14 protein-coding genes, 1 tRNA gene and 1 pseudogene are annotated in these 12,895 nt (G+C 72.0%); 8 read left to right on the top strand and 8 right to left on the bottom strand.

Annotated features, from left to right (window positions below; all coding sequences use genetic code 11):
• Positions 1-28: 28 nt before the first annotated feature.
• Together H9641_RS02230 and H9641_RS02225 are read left to right on the top strand one after the other, a co-directional pair.
• Positions 29-634: a class I SAM-dependent methyltransferase gene (locus H9641_RS02230; protein WP_191800658.1), complete on the top strand. Its 606-nt coding sequence runs from the start codon at positions 29-31 to the stop codon at positions 632-634.
• Positions 635-775: 141 nt separating this feature from the next.
• Positions 776-847 (top strand) — tRNA-Lys (locus tag H9641_RS02225).
• 10 nt (positions 848-857) lie between these two features.
• Here the strand turns inward: H9641_RS02225 and H9641_RS02220 are convergent.
• Positions 858-1,535, bottom strand: a complete 678-nt coding sequence (locus H9641_RS02220) for a PAS and ANTAR domain-containing protein (RefSeq protein ID WP_191800656.1) — start codon at positions 1,533-1,535, stop codon at positions 858-860.
• 580 nt (positions 1,536-2,115) lie between these two features.
• On the opposite strand from H9641_RS02220, the gene H9641_RS02215 reads away from it, so the two are divergent.
• Both H9641_RS02215 and H9641_RS02210 read left to right on the top strand, forming a co-directional pair.
• Positions 2,116-2,325 carry a hypothetical protein gene (locus tag H9641_RS02215; RefSeq protein ID WP_191800654.1) on the top strand — a complete coding sequence of 70 codons (210 nt, stop codon included), beginning with the start codon at positions 2,116-2,118 and terminating at the stop codon, positions 2,323-2,325.
• Positions 2,326-2,358: 33 nt separating this feature from the next.
• The gene (locus tag H9641_RS02210; RefSeq protein WP_191800652.1) at positions 2,359-3,120 is read left to right on the top strand and encodes a class I SAM-dependent methyltransferase; all 762 of its coding nucleotides are present in this window, start codon (positions 2,359-2,361) and stop codon (positions 3,118-3,120) included.
• A gap of 97 nt (positions 3,121-3,217) precedes the next feature.
• Here the strand turns inward: H9641_RS02210 and H9641_RS02205 are convergent, their stop codons facing one another.
• Entirely contained in the window at positions 3,218-3,451 is a 234-nt protein-coding gene (locus tag H9641_RS02205; protein WP_191800650.1) for a hypothetical protein, read from the bottom strand.
• 156 nt (positions 3,452-3,607) lie between these two features.
• On the opposite strand from H9641_RS02205, the gene H9641_RS02200 reads away from it, so the two are divergent.
• Entirely contained in the window at positions 3,608-4,591 is a 984-nt protein-coding gene (locus H9641_RS02200; RefSeq protein WP_191800648.1) for a DUF2804 domain-containing protein, read from the top strand.
• A gap of 85 nt (positions 4,592-4,676) precedes the next feature.
• Positions 4,677-5,240: a pyridoxamine 5'-phosphate oxidase family protein gene (locus H9641_RS02195; protein ID WP_191800646.1), complete on the top strand. Its 564-nt coding sequence runs from the start codon at positions 4,677-4,679 to the stop codon at positions 5,238-5,240.
• 50 nt (positions 5,241-5,290) lie between these two features.
• Here H9641_RS02195 and H9641_RS02190 read toward each other — a convergent pair whose 3' ends face one another.
• From H9641_RS02190 to H9641_RS02170, 5 genes are all read right to left on the bottom strand, one after another.
• Complete coding sequence (locus tag H9641_RS02190; protein WP_191800644.1) at positions 5,291-5,908, bottom strand: NAD(P)-dependent oxidoreductase; 618 nt, start codon at positions 5,906-5,908, stop codon at positions 5,291-5,293.
• 151 nt (positions 5,909-6,059) lie between these two features.
• Positions 6,060-6,644 carry a hypothetical protein gene (locus H9641_RS02185; RefSeq protein ID WP_191800642.1) on the bottom strand — a complete coding sequence of 195 codons (585 nt, stop codon included), beginning with the start codon at positions 6,642-6,644 and terminating at the stop codon, positions 6,060-6,062.
• A gap of 70 nt (positions 6,645-6,714) precedes the next feature.
• Positions 6,715-8,532, bottom strand: coding sequence for a glycoside hydrolase family 2 protein (locus tag H9641_RS02180; RefSeq protein WP_191800640.1), 1,818 nt, complete (start codon positions 8,530-8,532; stop codon positions 6,715-6,717).
• The gene (locus tag H9641_RS02175) at positions 8,529-9,815 is read right to left on the bottom strand and encodes an MFS transporter (protein ID WP_191801095.1); all 1,287 of its coding nucleotides are present in this window, start codon (positions 9,813-9,815) and stop codon (positions 8,529-8,531) included. Before H9641_RS02175 ends, H9641_RS02180 begins: the two co-directional genes overlap by 4 nt.
• A 62-nt stretch (positions 9,816-9,877) precedes the next feature.
• Positions 9,878-11,473: a methyltransferase domain-containing protein gene (locus H9641_RS02170; RefSeq protein WP_318244332.1), complete on the bottom strand. Its 1,596-nt coding sequence runs from the start codon at positions 11,471-11,473 to the stop codon at positions 9,878-9,880.
• A 163-nt stretch (positions 11,474-11,636) separates the two neighbouring features.
• Here H9641_RS02170 and H9641_RS02165 point away from each other — a divergent pair, with 163 nt between their 5' ends.
• Both H9641_RS02165 and H9641_RS02160 read left to right on the top strand, forming a co-directional pair.
• The gene (locus H9641_RS02165; RefSeq protein WP_191800638.1) at positions 11,637-12,011 is read left to right on the top strand and encodes a VOC family protein; all 375 of its coding nucleotides are present in this window, start codon (positions 11,637-11,639) and stop codon (positions 12,009-12,011) included.
• On the top strand, positions 12,008-12,595 hold the full coding sequence (locus H9641_RS02160; protein ID WP_318244331.1) for a TIGR03086 family metal-binding protein: 588 nt from the start codon (positions 12,008-12,010) through the stop codon (positions 12,593-12,595). The genes H9641_RS02165 and H9641_RS02160 overlap by 4 nt, the downstream gene beginning before the upstream one ends.
• A 7-nt stretch (positions 12,596-12,602) precedes the next feature.
• Here H9641_RS02160 and H9641_RS02155 read toward each other — a convergent pair.
• Positions 12,603-12,895 (bottom strand): annotated as a pseudogene (locus H9641_RS02155) (pyridine nucleotide-disulfide oxidoreductase); the annotation flags it as partial.

Below are 12,895 nucleotides of genomic sequence, written 5' to 3'. Positions count from 1 at the left end.
GCACGGAGGTCGGTGGGAGCATGGCCCCGTGACCGCTCTCCACTCCCCCGGCCACTGGGCCGACTACAACGCTGCCCAGCCCGGCCGTGCCGCGCGCGAGCTCTGCCAGGAGGTCCTGTCCCTCGCGGGCCCGGGCGCGGGCCGGCAGGCGGTCGACCTCGGCTGCGGCGCGGGCGTCGAGACCGCCGCGCTGCTGGGCGCCGGGTGGCGCGTCCACGCGCTCGACGGCGACCCCACCACTCCTCGGCTCGTCCGCACCACCACGGGCGGCGAGGAGGAGACGAGGCTGAGCGTCGCCGTCGTGCCGTTCGCAGAGCTGACCGACCTGCCGCCCACCGACCTCCTGTACTCGGGGTACGCCCTCCCGTACGCGTCGCCACGGGACTTCCCGCGCGTCTGGGCCGCGGTCCGCCGCTCCCTGCGGCCGGGTGCGTGGTTGGCCGTGAACCTGTTCGGCGCGAACGACTCGTTCGCCGGGACGATCGACGGGACCTTCCTGACACGCGAGGAGGCCGAGGCGCTGCTCGACGGCCTCGACGTCCTCGCCTTCCGCGAGGAGGACGAGGACGGCCCGTCGTTCAGCGGCCCCAAGCACTGGCACGTCTTCGACGTGATCGCCCGCGCGCCGCGCTGACCGGGGGACTCCGCGCCCGTCACGCAGCGTGCCCGACGGCGCCACCCACCACGCACGGGCACGTCACCGCGTGCGGGGGCTCGGCGCGTAGACTCTCCGCGGGCCTTGGCGCCGCCTCCTGCGAGGTGACGCACGGTGCCCGGGCCTCTAGCTCAATGGCAGAGCTGCGGACTTTTAATCCGTAGGTTGTGGGTTCGAGTCCCACGGGGCCCACCGTCTCGCGCTACCGCACCGGCCTCTTCCCCTCGAAGAACCGGTCCAGGTCGGCCCGTCGCAGCACCCCGTCTGTCCCTCCTGCTGTGAGCTCGACGACGAGCCGGCGCGACATCTCGCGCAACGGCTCGTTCGTCACGCTGGAGTGGTGGCACATGAGGTCGAACGCCTCGTCGGCGGGGAGCCCGTAGATCGCCATGACCGCCCCCTTGGCCTGCTCGATCGTCGAACGGCTCGCGGACGACGCCCGGATCGCCGCCGTCGCCTCCCGCTGGGCGAGCTCGCGCTGCGTCGTCGTGAGGTCGAGGAAGTAGCCCGAGACGTGCGTCGTCTCGCCCGTCCGGCGGTCGACCCGCCCGCGCCCCACCACGCCGAGCGTCCGCGTGCGTCCCTGCGCGTCGACGATCCGGTGGACCGAGCTGAAGGGTTCGCCCGTCGTCGCGGCGACGAGCAGCACCTCCTCGACGCGCGCTCGATCCTCGGGGTGCTTGTGCGCGAGCATCAGGGCCGTGGTGGGCAGGACGTCGCCGGGACGGAAGCCGTGCATGGCGTAGAGCTCGTCCGACCACCACCAGGACTGGTCCGACACGTCGAGGACGAACTGGCCGACGGGCTGCGGTGCGCCGCGCAGCAGCGCCTCGGCGAGCGTGGGGTCGAATCGTCGAGCCGGGTTGTACGAAGTGGTCAAGTAGGCCCCCAAGGCATGGGAAAGGAGCGGGCCTACTTCCAGACTCCTCGGTGATCCTAGCCCGGTTCCGACCTCTCACCTGCGAGGACGGCCGTCCTGGGCGATCACGGTCCGTGGGCGCTGCGCACGGGCACCGGTGCCCGCGAACGACGAAGCCCCCGTCGGCCGGGGCCGAACGGGGGCTTCGTGGAACGTTAGGTGGTGGCGCGATGCAGGGGGTACTTCGCGCCACCGAGGAGGACATTACCCCCTCCTCCCGGGCGTTGACGAATCGCTCTCGCCTGACGGGCGAAGGGAGAAAGTCCTTCCGATTTCAACCAGTCCTCGCCTCGCGCAGCCTCTTTCGAGGGCTCGGCGAGCGGCCGTCCCACGCCGCGGATCAGCCCCGCCGAGCCCTCCCCGTCCGCTCCTCGGGCCGCGGATCCGGCCGACCGGAATCCCGCCCCGTGAGCACCGCGTCCACGGTTTCCGCCCTCCGGCTAGGGTCTGGTGCGGGGCAGCCTCAGCCTGTCGTAAACCACTACATACCGGATTCTTCTTCCGATTGCGGGCGCCTCAGACCTGTGTGCAGAGTGGTGCGATGGTATGGGTTCTGGTCGGTCTGGTCCTCGTGGTGCTCGGCGTCTCGCTCGCCGCTCGCGCCGCGTGGTCGGTCCGCTCGGGTGAGCAGCGCGGGCGCGCGAGCAACGGCGCCCACGGCATGGGGATCGCCCTCGGTGCCGGCCTCGCGTTCTGGGGATCCGTCGTGGTGATCGTCGCCCTCGTCGCCGACCACGCCGGAAAGGACTGACGGCCCCGCCACCCCGCCTGTCAGACTCGCCACATGACCCGCACCTTCGACGACCTCGTCTCCGAGGCGGCATCCGTCCCGGTCGACGGCTGGGACTTCTCGTGGCTCGACGGGCGCGCGACCGAGCAGCGCCCCTCATGGGGCTACGCCCGCTCGATGGGCGAACGCATGCGCGCTGCGAGCGCGGCGCTCGACCTGCAGACGGGCGGCGGCGAGGTCCTCGCGAGCGTCCCGCGCCTGCCCCGCCTGACGGTCGCGACCGAGGGCTGGCCTCCGAACGTCGCGAAGGCGACCCGCCTCCTGCACCCCTTGGGGGTCGCGGTCGTCGCGGACCCGGACGAGCCTCCCCTGCCGTTCGCGGACGAGGCGTTCGACCTCGTCGTGAGCCGGCACCCGGTCCGGCCGTGGTGGGAAGAGATCGCCCGGGTGCTCGCGCCGGGCGGGACGTACTTCGCGCAGCACGTCGGCCCGTACAGCGTGTTCGAGCTCGTGGAGTTCTTCCTGGGCCCGCAGCCCGACGAGGTCCGCAACGGTCGCCACCCCGACGACGACCGGGCAGCAGCCCGAGCAGCAGGTCTGGAGGTCGTGGACCTGCGCTTCGAGGAGCTGCGGACCGAGTTCTTCGACGTCGGCGCGGTCGTCTACTTCCTGCGCAAGGTGATCTGGATGGTCCCGGGGTTCACGGTCGAGGCGTACCGCCCCCGGCTCGAGGCCCTGCACGAGCAGATCCAGGCCGAGGGGCCGTTCGTCGCGACGACGACGCGGTTCCTCATCGAGGCCCGCAAGCCGGCCTAGGTCGGATCACCGGTCGGCGACGGCGAGGTCCCGGCGTACGGGCGCCGGGATGCAGCGGTGTCTCCGTTGACACCCGCCGTCAGCAGCCGGACGAGGTTCAGATCCCGAGGCCGCGCGTCAGGTCGCCCAGCGCGGCGCGTGCACGCCGCTTGCGGTCCGCGGGGTCGATCGTCCGCTCGTCGCCGGGGTTGGCGCGCCGGACGGGCTTGCCGCCGGCCTCGGCCGCCTCGACGACACGGGGCAGGCGTCCGTTGGCCCCGGCCGAGCGCGTCGCGCGGTTGCTCCGGTGCGGGCTGGTCGGGGCGAGGAAGTAGGGGCGTTGTGTGGTCACGGGTCGTCCTCCAGTCGTCGCGGCCCCGTCGCCGGGGCCTTGCCCTCCTATGCTCGGACTCCCTCGTTTCGTCCGTGTTGCGAACACCGAACGTCGCAGTGTCGTCCGCAGGAACCCGCGGCACACCGACCCTCTACCGACCAGTAGCCTCCTGACATGACGACGCACGAGCGCGAGATCACTGCCCCGGTCGACCTGTGCCTGCCGGACGGGCGCCTGAACCCGGACGCGGTCGGGTGGACGCGCGCCCCGCTGCACCGCGCCAACCTGAGCGGGTGGGGTCGGACCAAGCGGTGGGAGTACTGGGGAGTCGTGACGCCCTCGCACGTGATCGGCGTCGTGGCGTCCTCGATCGACTACGCGGGGGTCCACGGCCTGTACGTCCTCGACCGGGCGACGGGCGAGGAGACCGCGACCGACGTCGTCGTGCCCCTGGCCCGCGGTGTCGTGATGCCGGAGACCAGCGGTGCCGGCCGCGCCGAGGCCCGCGCGAAGAAGCTCGCGATCCTCATCGACCAGGACCCGGCCGGTACGCGGATCCGTGCGGCGTCCCACGACGTGAGCCTCGACCTGACGATCCCGCTCCCGCCGGGGCACGAGTCGCTGGGCGTCGTGGTCCCGTGGAGCGACCGGCTCTTCCAGTACACGGTCAAGGACGTGGCCCGGCCCGTCTCCGGCTCGCTCACGGTCCACGGCACCCGGCACGAGGTCAGCGCCGAGGACTCTTTCGCGGTCCTCGACCACGGGCGCGGCCGCTGGCCGTACTCGATGACGTGGAACTGGGCGGCGGGCAGCGCGCACGGCCGCGGCATCCAGCTCGGCGACAAGTGGACGGACGGCACGGGCTCGACCGAGAACGCCCTGCTCGTCGACGGCCGCCTCCACAAGATCGGCCAGAAGCTCGACTGGCAGTACGACCGCGACGACTGGCTCGCCCCGTGGCGCATCTCGGGAGACGAGGTCGAGGCCGTGTTCACGCCCTTCCACGAGAAGGTCGCACGCACCGAGATGCTCGTGGTCGGCACGGAGACGCACCAGTGCTTCGGCACGTGGTCGGGCCGCGCTCGCACCGACGAGGGCACGTGGGTGGACCTCGACGGCCTGGTCGGGTGGGCCGAGGAGGCCCAGCAGCGCTGGTAGCCACGGCGCAAGGCCCGACGGCGCCGCTCGCCTCGAGGCGTGGACGTCACCTGAGCGTCGCCCGCCTCGGTGCCAGACTGCCGTCATGGCGACCGTCCACGACGAGATCACTCCCCGGCTCTCCCGCTTCGTGCTGTCCCAGCCCGTGTTCTTCGTGGGCACGGCCCCTCTCGCGGGCGACGGGCACGTCAACGTCTCCCCCAAGGGCATGGGCGGAACGTTCGTGGTGCTCGACCCGCACCGGGTCGCGTACCTGGACTACACGGGCTCGGGAGCCGAGGCCGCAGCCCACCTCCAGGAGAACGGGCGCATCGTCATGTTCTGCGCGTTCGAGGGACCGCCCAACATCGTGCGCTTCCACGGTCGTGGCCGTTACGTGCTCGCCCGGACGCCCGAGTTCGACGAGCTGCGCCCGCTGTTCGCCAAGGAGCGCGAGATCGGCCAGCGCGGCATCGTCGTGGTCGACGTGGACCGGGTCTCGGACTCGTGCGGGTACTCGGTGCCGTTCATGGACTTCGTGGGCGACCGCGACGTGCTGGACCGTGACCACGAACGACGGGACCCGGAGTTCTTCGACGCGTACTGGCAGAAGAAGAACGCGACGAGCATCGACGGGCTGCCCGGGGTGGACATCTCTCCGCTGTCCTGAGCACACCGGACGCTGGAGCCCCCGGCGACGCACGTCCCTGGGTCCAGGGTTCAGCTGTTGCTGACCCCGAACGCCCTGCCGACGGTCGAGTCGTCCTCCAGGACGCGGAGCAGGCAGGCGGCGAGGTCGCCGCGGGGGATCGACCCGAATCCCTTGGCGCCCTTGGTCAGCTCCCGCGCCGTCCAGCCACCGGTCGTCGGGCCGTTCGTCAGGCCGGCCGGTCTGACGATCGTCCAGTCGAGGTCCGACGTCACGACGGCCGACTCCTGCTCGTCGTGGTCGGCCAGCGCCGAGGCAAGGACGACCCGTGTCAGGACCCGGACGAGTGCGGGCATCTGCGCTGCCGAGCCACCTGCCCCCAAGGAGGACTGCACGACGAGCCGACGCACCCCCGCTTCCTGCATCGCCGCCACGACGACCCGCGTGACCGCAGACCGTTGACGAGAGGTCCCCTTGGCGCCACCCACGGTCACCACGACGGCGTCCGCCCCAGCGACCGCTCGGGCTGCCACTTCTGGATCGCCGGCGTCCCCCTTCAGGGTCTCGACCCCCGGGGTGACGGTGCCGCCGCTCCGCGACAGGACTGTCACCTCGTGTCCTTCTCCCTGTGCGAGCGAAGCCAGGCGGGCCCCCGTGCCCCTCGATCCACCGACGATGACGATCTTCACGGACTGCTCATTTCGTCGCGGCGTACCCTGCTGTCCGCGGAAGTGTATCTCCGTGCCGGTGGAGCCCGGCGGGCGCTCAGGTACTCATCCCGGCCTGGTGCGACCACCCGGTGGACGCGCCCCGCAGGGACGAGAGCATCAGGGCGCACCGTCACGTCGCGTCGAGGTACGCCCGCCCCCGCGGAGAGATGCGGTACCCCACGGGCAGGCTCTCGGTGAGCCCGAGCTCCTTGAGGCGTCGCACCCGGACCTTGAAGTAGTCGCGCTCGACCCCGATCGAGGTCGCGAGCTCGCGTGCCACGACCTCGGGCCGCGCGACGATCAGGTCCAGGTAGGACCGGGTCCACGGCTCTGGCGCCGCGCGGTCCATGCGCGCGAGCCGTGTGCGCAGCCCCTCGACCTCCTCGGCCGACAGGTCGGCTTCCTGGCGCAACGCGATGCGCGGGTCCTCCCCCACGCGCCGCAGCCCGATCCGGTACAGGTCCCCCTCGCCCTTCGCGGCCACCCAGGCGAGCGCGGCCTCGGTCGAGCGGAACCCGGCGGCGCGGGCGTCGTCATCGGGCAGGACGGGCACCCCGTCCACGTCCGGGACCCGGTCGATCGAGGTGACCTCCACGACCCCGATCCGTGTCCTCATCCGGCCGCCCGCGCGCACGCGCGGCGCGAGCCAGCGGCGGAACGCGAGCGACACCGTGCCGTCCTCGAGCCCGCTGAGCGTCTGCCGGGTCAGCAGCATGCCCTCAGCGTACGAAGCACCGGACGGACCGGCATCACGTCGAGCAGCGGGCAGGCACCGAGCCGTCGGGTCACCCGAGCCGCAGCCCCGCGTTGACCGACCGCACCAGGTCCGCCGGGAGCTTCGCGACCTCGCGGTCGTACGTCAGCAGGCCGTTGAGCTCGTCCTCGACGTCCGAGAGCTGGGTGTAGACCGTCGCGGAGAGCCCGCGCGGGATCGCTGGCACGATCTGGTCGCGGTGCAGCGCCGCGAACGCCTCCCCGAGCGCGGCGGCGTCGTCGAGCTTCTTGTAGCCGAAGTCCTTCTCGCTGAAATCGCGCCCCTCGACGCGCAGGTTGTAGCCCCCGTACTCCGAGAGCACGAGCACCCGCCGGTCGCGCCGCCGCGGGACCCGGAACGGCTTGAAGTACACGTGGAGGCTCCGGAGGTCGCCCGCGCGCTGGTCGTGCCAGCCGCTCGCGTGGTCAACCGTCCGCGTCGGGTCGAGCGCCTTGACACGGGCCGCGACGCGAGCGGCGTCGAACTGTCCCCACCCCTCGTTGAACGGCACCCAGACCGCGATGCTCACGATGCTGCGCAGGTGCTCGACGGTCGCGTCGACCTCGCGAAGGAACTCCGCGCGCCCCGCGACGTCGGCACGTCCGAACAGTCCGTGGAACCGGTCGCTGATCCGGAGAGGCACGGCCACCGGCGCCGTGATGACCGTCGATCGGTACCGCTCGCCGCCGTTGACCATGTCCTGCCACACGAGGATCCCGAGCCGGTCGCAGTGGTGGTACCAGCGCAGCGGTTCGATCTTGATGTGCTTGCGCAGCATCGTGAACCCGAGGTCCTTCATGGTCGTGATGTCGTGGACCATGGCCTCGTCGGTCGGTGCCGTGAGCAGCCCGTCGGACCAGTACCCCTGGTCCAGGACGCCCGCGTGGAAGTAGGGCTCGCCGTTGAGCAGCAGGCGCGGCACGCCCCGCTCGTCCCGGCCGACGCCGAACGACCGCATGCCGGCGTAGCCGCGCACCTCGTCGTCGCCGAGGGTCACGGTCACGTCGTACAGGTGCGGGTCCTCGGGGGTCCACAGGTGGGCGTCCGGGACCGGCACGCGGGCGACCGTCCCCGCAGGTGCGTCGACCTGCGCGACGAGCGCTCCGCCGTCGTGCACCTGGATGCGCGCCGTGGGCGCGTCCTGCCCGACGGCGCCGCTCGCCCCCGCGGGCATGCCGCCCGCGTGCACGGTCACCTCGAGGCAGCCGCCCGGGAGGTCCGGGACGAGCACGAGCCGGTCGACGTGCAGCGTCGGGACGGCCTCGACCCACACCGTCTGCCAGATGCCCGACTGCGCGGTGTACCAGATGCCGCCCCGGTCGAGCTTCTGCTTGCCGCGCGAGTGGTAGCCCATGTCGCTCACGTCGGTGACCTCGACGAGCAGCTCGTGCGGCTCATCGGAGGAACCGGCGAACGCGTCGGTGACGTCGCACGCGAACGGCAGGAAGCCGCCCGTGTGGCGCCCCACCTCGACGCCGTCGACCAGGACACGGCACGACTGGTCGACCGCCCCGAAGTGCAGCAGGACCCGCCCGCCGCGCGGGACGAAGCCCGCGGGGAGAGACACCTCGCGCCGGTACCAGAGCGCCTCGTACGGCTGGAGCTGGCGCCCCACGCCCGACAGCACCGACTCGGGCGAGAACGGCACGACGATCTCGCCGTCGAAGACCGCGGGCGCGGACCCACCCAGCGACCCCTCCGGGCCCGCCGCCTGGCCCGTGAACGCGTAGTCCCACAGCCCGTTGAGGTTGAGGTAGCTGTCGCGCACGAGCTGAGGACGGGGGTGCTCGGGCAGGGGGGCGTGGCGGTCGAGGGCGGCGGCCCAACGGGTGGGCCGGAGGGTGCTCATGCAGCGGTTTCCTTGCGACGGAGAAGAGTGACGGGGACGAGGATCAGGAGTAGCACGACGGCGGCCGCGACGAAGATCAGGGGGCTCGGGACCTGCTTGACGACACCCAGCTCCTCGTAGGTCTCGGCGGCCCCACGGATCACGGCCGCACCGATGAACGGTCCCACGAGCATGGGGACGAGGATCGCGAAGACCATGCGCAGCCCCTGGACGTGGCCCGCGCGGTCCGGGGGCGAGTAGTCGCGAACCAGCGCCCCGATCGGGGTGAGGACCAGCATGAACCCCGACATCATGACGAGCCCGGCGAGGATCGCGGGCACCATGCCTCGCGCGAACGCCATGAGGACCAGTCCCGTCCCGTAGACCGCGACCGCAGGCAGGAGGAAGCGGACCTTGCCGACCCGGTCGACGATCCGCCCGCCGATCACGCTCACGACCGAGGCGCCGAGCAGCACCACGGCCAGGACGATCGCGTACCCGTCGATCCGCAGGTACCGCTGGAGGTAGATGATCAGGTACGGCAGGAACACCTGGGTCGAGATCCCCCAGATCGTCCACGCCGACAGCGCGAGGTACAAGCCCGGGTTCTCGCGGACCGCCGAGGGCCGCAGGCCGTGGACCACCGAGCGCAGGTACCCGTCCTCCTGGCGGACCGTGAGCTCGCGGTCCCGGACGAGGAACCACGACACGACCCCCACGACCACGATGATCGCCCCCACGAGAACGAAGAACCCTCGCCACTGCCCGGCTCGCGTCATGCCGTCGAACGCCCCGAACACCACGAGCATCGACAGCAGCGGCATGACCGCGAGCACCGACTCGACCCGGCCCCGGTTCGCCGGCTCGGTCGAGTCGGTCACCCAGGCCTGGAACGCGGCGTCGTTGGCTCCCGAGCCGAACAACGACATGACCGCGTCGAGCGCGACGACCGCGACCGCGGCCACGACCACGGCGCTCGCCGCGGGGACCAACCCCGAGACGGACTCGGGGCTCAGGAACCCGAACGCGGCCGTGGTGATGCCCCACAGGACGTACCCGGCCGCGATGAACACGCGGCGGCGCCCGACCCTGTCGGAGAGCGCGCCGACCAGGAGCGTCGCGAGCGTCGCGGCGACCGCGCTCACGGCGACCATGGTCGCGATGACGTTCGGGTCGTCCGTGATGGTGTCGTAGACGAACACGTTGAGGTACATGTTCTCGACCGTCCAGGCGAGCTGCCCGACGAAGCCGAGGAGGACGAGGGACGTCCAGGTGCGGGCCCCCAGGGCCCCGGTGCGCGTCATTGCCACGCACGGATCGTAGTCCCCCGCGCGGGGCGGCGTGCCGATCGACGGATCGAGCGTCCCTACGCCCCGAGCACCGGTCGGCGCGCGACCGTCAGCACGTGCGTGTCGGGCCACTCGACGTGCTCGCCCGTCACGGAGTCGGTCAGCGACGCCACCGGTGCGAACGAGTGCTCGACGAGCCACTCGTTGCGCCACGCCCCGCTCTCGGGCCCCAGCTCGAAGCCCGCGCCCGTCAGCAGCCCGGTCCACGCGTCGCCGTCCAGGTCGCAGAAACGCTCGTGGCACTCGGACAGCCAGTTGTCGGCGTAGTCCTTGGTCGTGAGGAACTCCATCGCGTCGCGCAGCGTGAGGCGGAACGTCCCGGGCAGGACCTCCTCGACCGTGAACGACGCACCCGACAACCGAGGGAAGTCGTGCGCGAACTGGCGCAGCCGGGAAGCCGTCGACAGCCCGCGGACGTGCGCGGCGACGTCGGGCCGTGCCCACTCGTCGAGATCCGTCACGACGCCCGGCCGCGTGCCGTCGTCGTCGCGGAGCGTGAGGTGCACGGGGCGGTCACCGTCCGCGGGACCGCACACGTCGCTGTTGATCCACACCCCGCCCGGACGCGTGTGGACGAGCACGCGGCGAGCGAACCGCTCGACGTCGGGCACACCGTCGCCGTACGAACTGATCTCGTGCGTGAGCGCGATCGTGACGGTCGTGTCGACGCTGCGCTCGGGCATGACCTCGCCGCGCAGGATGTTGGCCTGCACGAACCACACGTTCGGGTTCGCGAACACGCCCTGCGTCTTCTTGTGCTCGGCCTCGGCCACGAGGTGGCGCGCGACGTCGACGCCGAACAGGTCCGACTCGTGCAGCCGGGGCTCGGCCGCGACGAGCTCGAGCAGGCCTCCCGTCGCGCACCCGATGTCGACGATCCGGCCGGGGAGCACGTACGGGCGTACCTGCTCCCACTTGCGGCGCGAGGCGTCCTCGAACGCCGCGGCGTACGTCCGGTAGTCGCGGGTCGCGGTCAGGTCGCCGTCGCCCGAGACGACGGGGTCGGCGAAGACCTGGACGATCTGCGCCTCGAGGCCGTAGCGCCGGAAGAAGCCCGGCACGGCCGGGTGGGCGACGTCGGTCCACGTCGGGTCGCCCGCAGCGAGGCGCCCGACGGCGTCCCACGGGCGGGCGGGCACGTCTCCGTCCGCGTCGGTCGCGTCGAGCTCGACGCCCACGACCCGGTAGCCGAGGTCCTGGTACGCCGCGATGACCTCGGGGGTCGAGCAGGCCACGACCGTCTCACGCGGGTCGAGCGTCACGGTGTGCCCCGTCGCGGTCTGGACCGTGGTCGTCACGAGGTGGGCGAACCGCGCGTGCGGGGCCACGTCCGGGACCGGCACGACGAGGCTCGGCAGGTGCTCGACCGCCGTGACGTGCTCGATGAGCGCCTCGCGGCGGTGCCCCGGCACCGGGTTGCGGCGCGTGCCCGCGTGGTTCGCGGACGTCACGGCCCACACGACCACGGCGTCGGGCGAGCACCGGACGCGCTCGCCGTCGAGGTCGCTGACGAGGCCGGCCCGCAGCGCGCGCAAGTAGTCCACCTGGAAGCGGGTCACGAGGTGGTGGCGCCCCGGGAACAGGACATGGCGGATCAGCTGGTCATGGGGCACCCGGGTACCTTCGCGCGAGAGCGGGGTGCGGGGCAAGCGGGCCGCCCCGACCACGTACCGGGCCTGACGCTCCCCTCGTCAGCGACCTCGTTCCGTGCCATCGTGGAAAGCGGCGCCCACGGCGCCTCCCCCCACTGCGCACGACCTGGACAAGGAGCACCCGATGGTCTCGACGACGAACGCATTCAGCAGCTTCTCGGTGAACGACCTGGACGCCGCACGGACGTTCTACGCGGACGTCGTGGGCATCGAGGTCGACCAGACCCCCATGGGCCTGGACCTGCGCCTGGGGTCGGGCGGCCACGTGTTCGTCTACCCCAAGACGAACCACGTCGCGGCGTCGTTCACGCTCCTCAACTTCGGGGTCGACGACGTCGACGCCGCGGTCGACGAGCTCGTCGCCAAGGGCGTGGAGTTCGAGCGCTACGTGGGGTTCGACCAGGATGCCAAGGGCATCGCGCGCGGTCCGGAGGGCCCGGCGATCGCCTGGTTCAAGGACCCGGCACGCAACGTCCTCGCGATCCTGAGCAACCCGTGAGCACCGCGGTGGCCTCGCACGAGCACCTCCTGGCGGCGCACGGTGACGCGATCGGGGCGTTCGACCACCTGGTCCGGCGGGTCCAGGACGACCAGTGGGACCTGCCCACGCCCGACGACGACTGGACCGTCCGTGACCTCGTCAACCACCTGGTCTCGGAGCAGCTCTGGGCCCCCGAGCTGCTCGCGGGCCGGACCGTCGCCGACGTGGGGTCGGTGTTCGACGGCGACGTCCTGGGCGACGACCCGATCGACGCGTGGATCGACGCCTCGACGCAGTCGCGCGAGGCGTTCCTGGCTCCCGGCGCCCTGGACCGCGTGGTGCACCTGTCGTACGGCGACGCCCCGGCGACCGAGTACGCGCACCAGATGACGTTCGACCTCACGGTCCACGCGTGGGACCTGGCCCAGGGCCTGGGGGTCGACGCAGACCTGGGCACGCAGCTCGTGGCGTTCGTGCTGGGCTACGCCCAGCGCCGCAAGGGCATGTTCGCGGCGAGCCGCCTGTTCGCGGGTCCGCTCCCCGTGCCCGACGACGCGCCCGAGCTCACGAGGCTCCTCGCCCTCGCGGGGCGCCGGGGCTGAGTCCGCCTCAGGCCGTGGCGTCGTCCTCGCGGCGTGCGATGCGGATCATGTCCTCACGGGGCACGACCTTGACGCGCTCGCGACCGTGCGGTTCGCCCTGCGCGCGCTCGTGGGCGTCCAGGACCTCCCAGTCGGACCACTGGACCAGGTGCACGCCGCGCTCGGTCAGGAACTCGATGATCGCGTCGGGGTCGGGCTGGGTGGCCGTGCGCGAGTCGGCAAGGTCCTCGACGAGGTGGCGGACGGTCTCGGAGGCGTCGGACTTGGTGTGCCCGATCAATCCGACCGGCCCACGCTTGA

This window comes from Oerskovia merdavium (assembly GCF_014836755.1).
Classification (GTDB): Bacteria; Actinomycetota; Actinomycetes; order Actinomycetales; family Cellulomonadaceae; genus Oerskovia; species Oerskovia merdavium.
This window is presented reverse-complemented; position numbering and strand designations above follow the sequence as displayed.

What these genes read in the sequence shown, in the direction of transcription:
- H9641_RS02215 (WP_191800654.1), top strand. Translation starts at nt 2,116, where the DNA reads ATGGTATGGGTTCTGGTCGGTCTGGTCCTCGTGGTGCTCGGCGTCTCG.
- H9641_RS02210 (WP_191800652.1), top strand. Translation starts at nt 2,359, where the DNA reads ATGACCCGCACCTTCGACGACCTCGTCTCCGAGGCGGCATCCGTCCCG.
- H9641_RS02200 (WP_191800648.1), top strand. Translation starts at nt 3,608, where the DNA reads ATGACGACGCACGAGCGCGAGATCACTGCCCCGGTCGACCTGTGCCTG.
- H9641_RS02195 (WP_191800646.1), top strand. Translation starts at nt 4,677, where the DNA reads ATGGCGACCGTCCACGACGAGATCACTCCCCGGCTCTCCCGCTTCGTG.
- H9641_RS02185 (WP_191800642.1), bottom strand. Translation starts at nt 6,644, where the DNA reads ATGCTGCTGACCCGGCAGACGCTCAGCGGGCTCGAGGACGGCACGGTG.
- H9641_RS02180 (WP_191800640.1), bottom strand. Translation starts at nt 8,532, where the DNA reads ATGAGCACCCTCCGGCCCACCCGTTGGGCCGCCGCCCTCGACCGCCAC.
- H9641_RS02175 (WP_191801095.1), bottom strand. Translation starts at nt 9,815, where the DNA reads ATGACGCGCACCGGGGCCCTGGGGGCCCGCACCTGGACGTCCCTCGTC.
- H9641_RS02165 (WP_191800638.1), top strand. Translation starts at nt 11,637, where the DNA reads ATGGTCTCGACGACGAACGCATTCAGCAGCTTCTCGGTGAACGACCTG.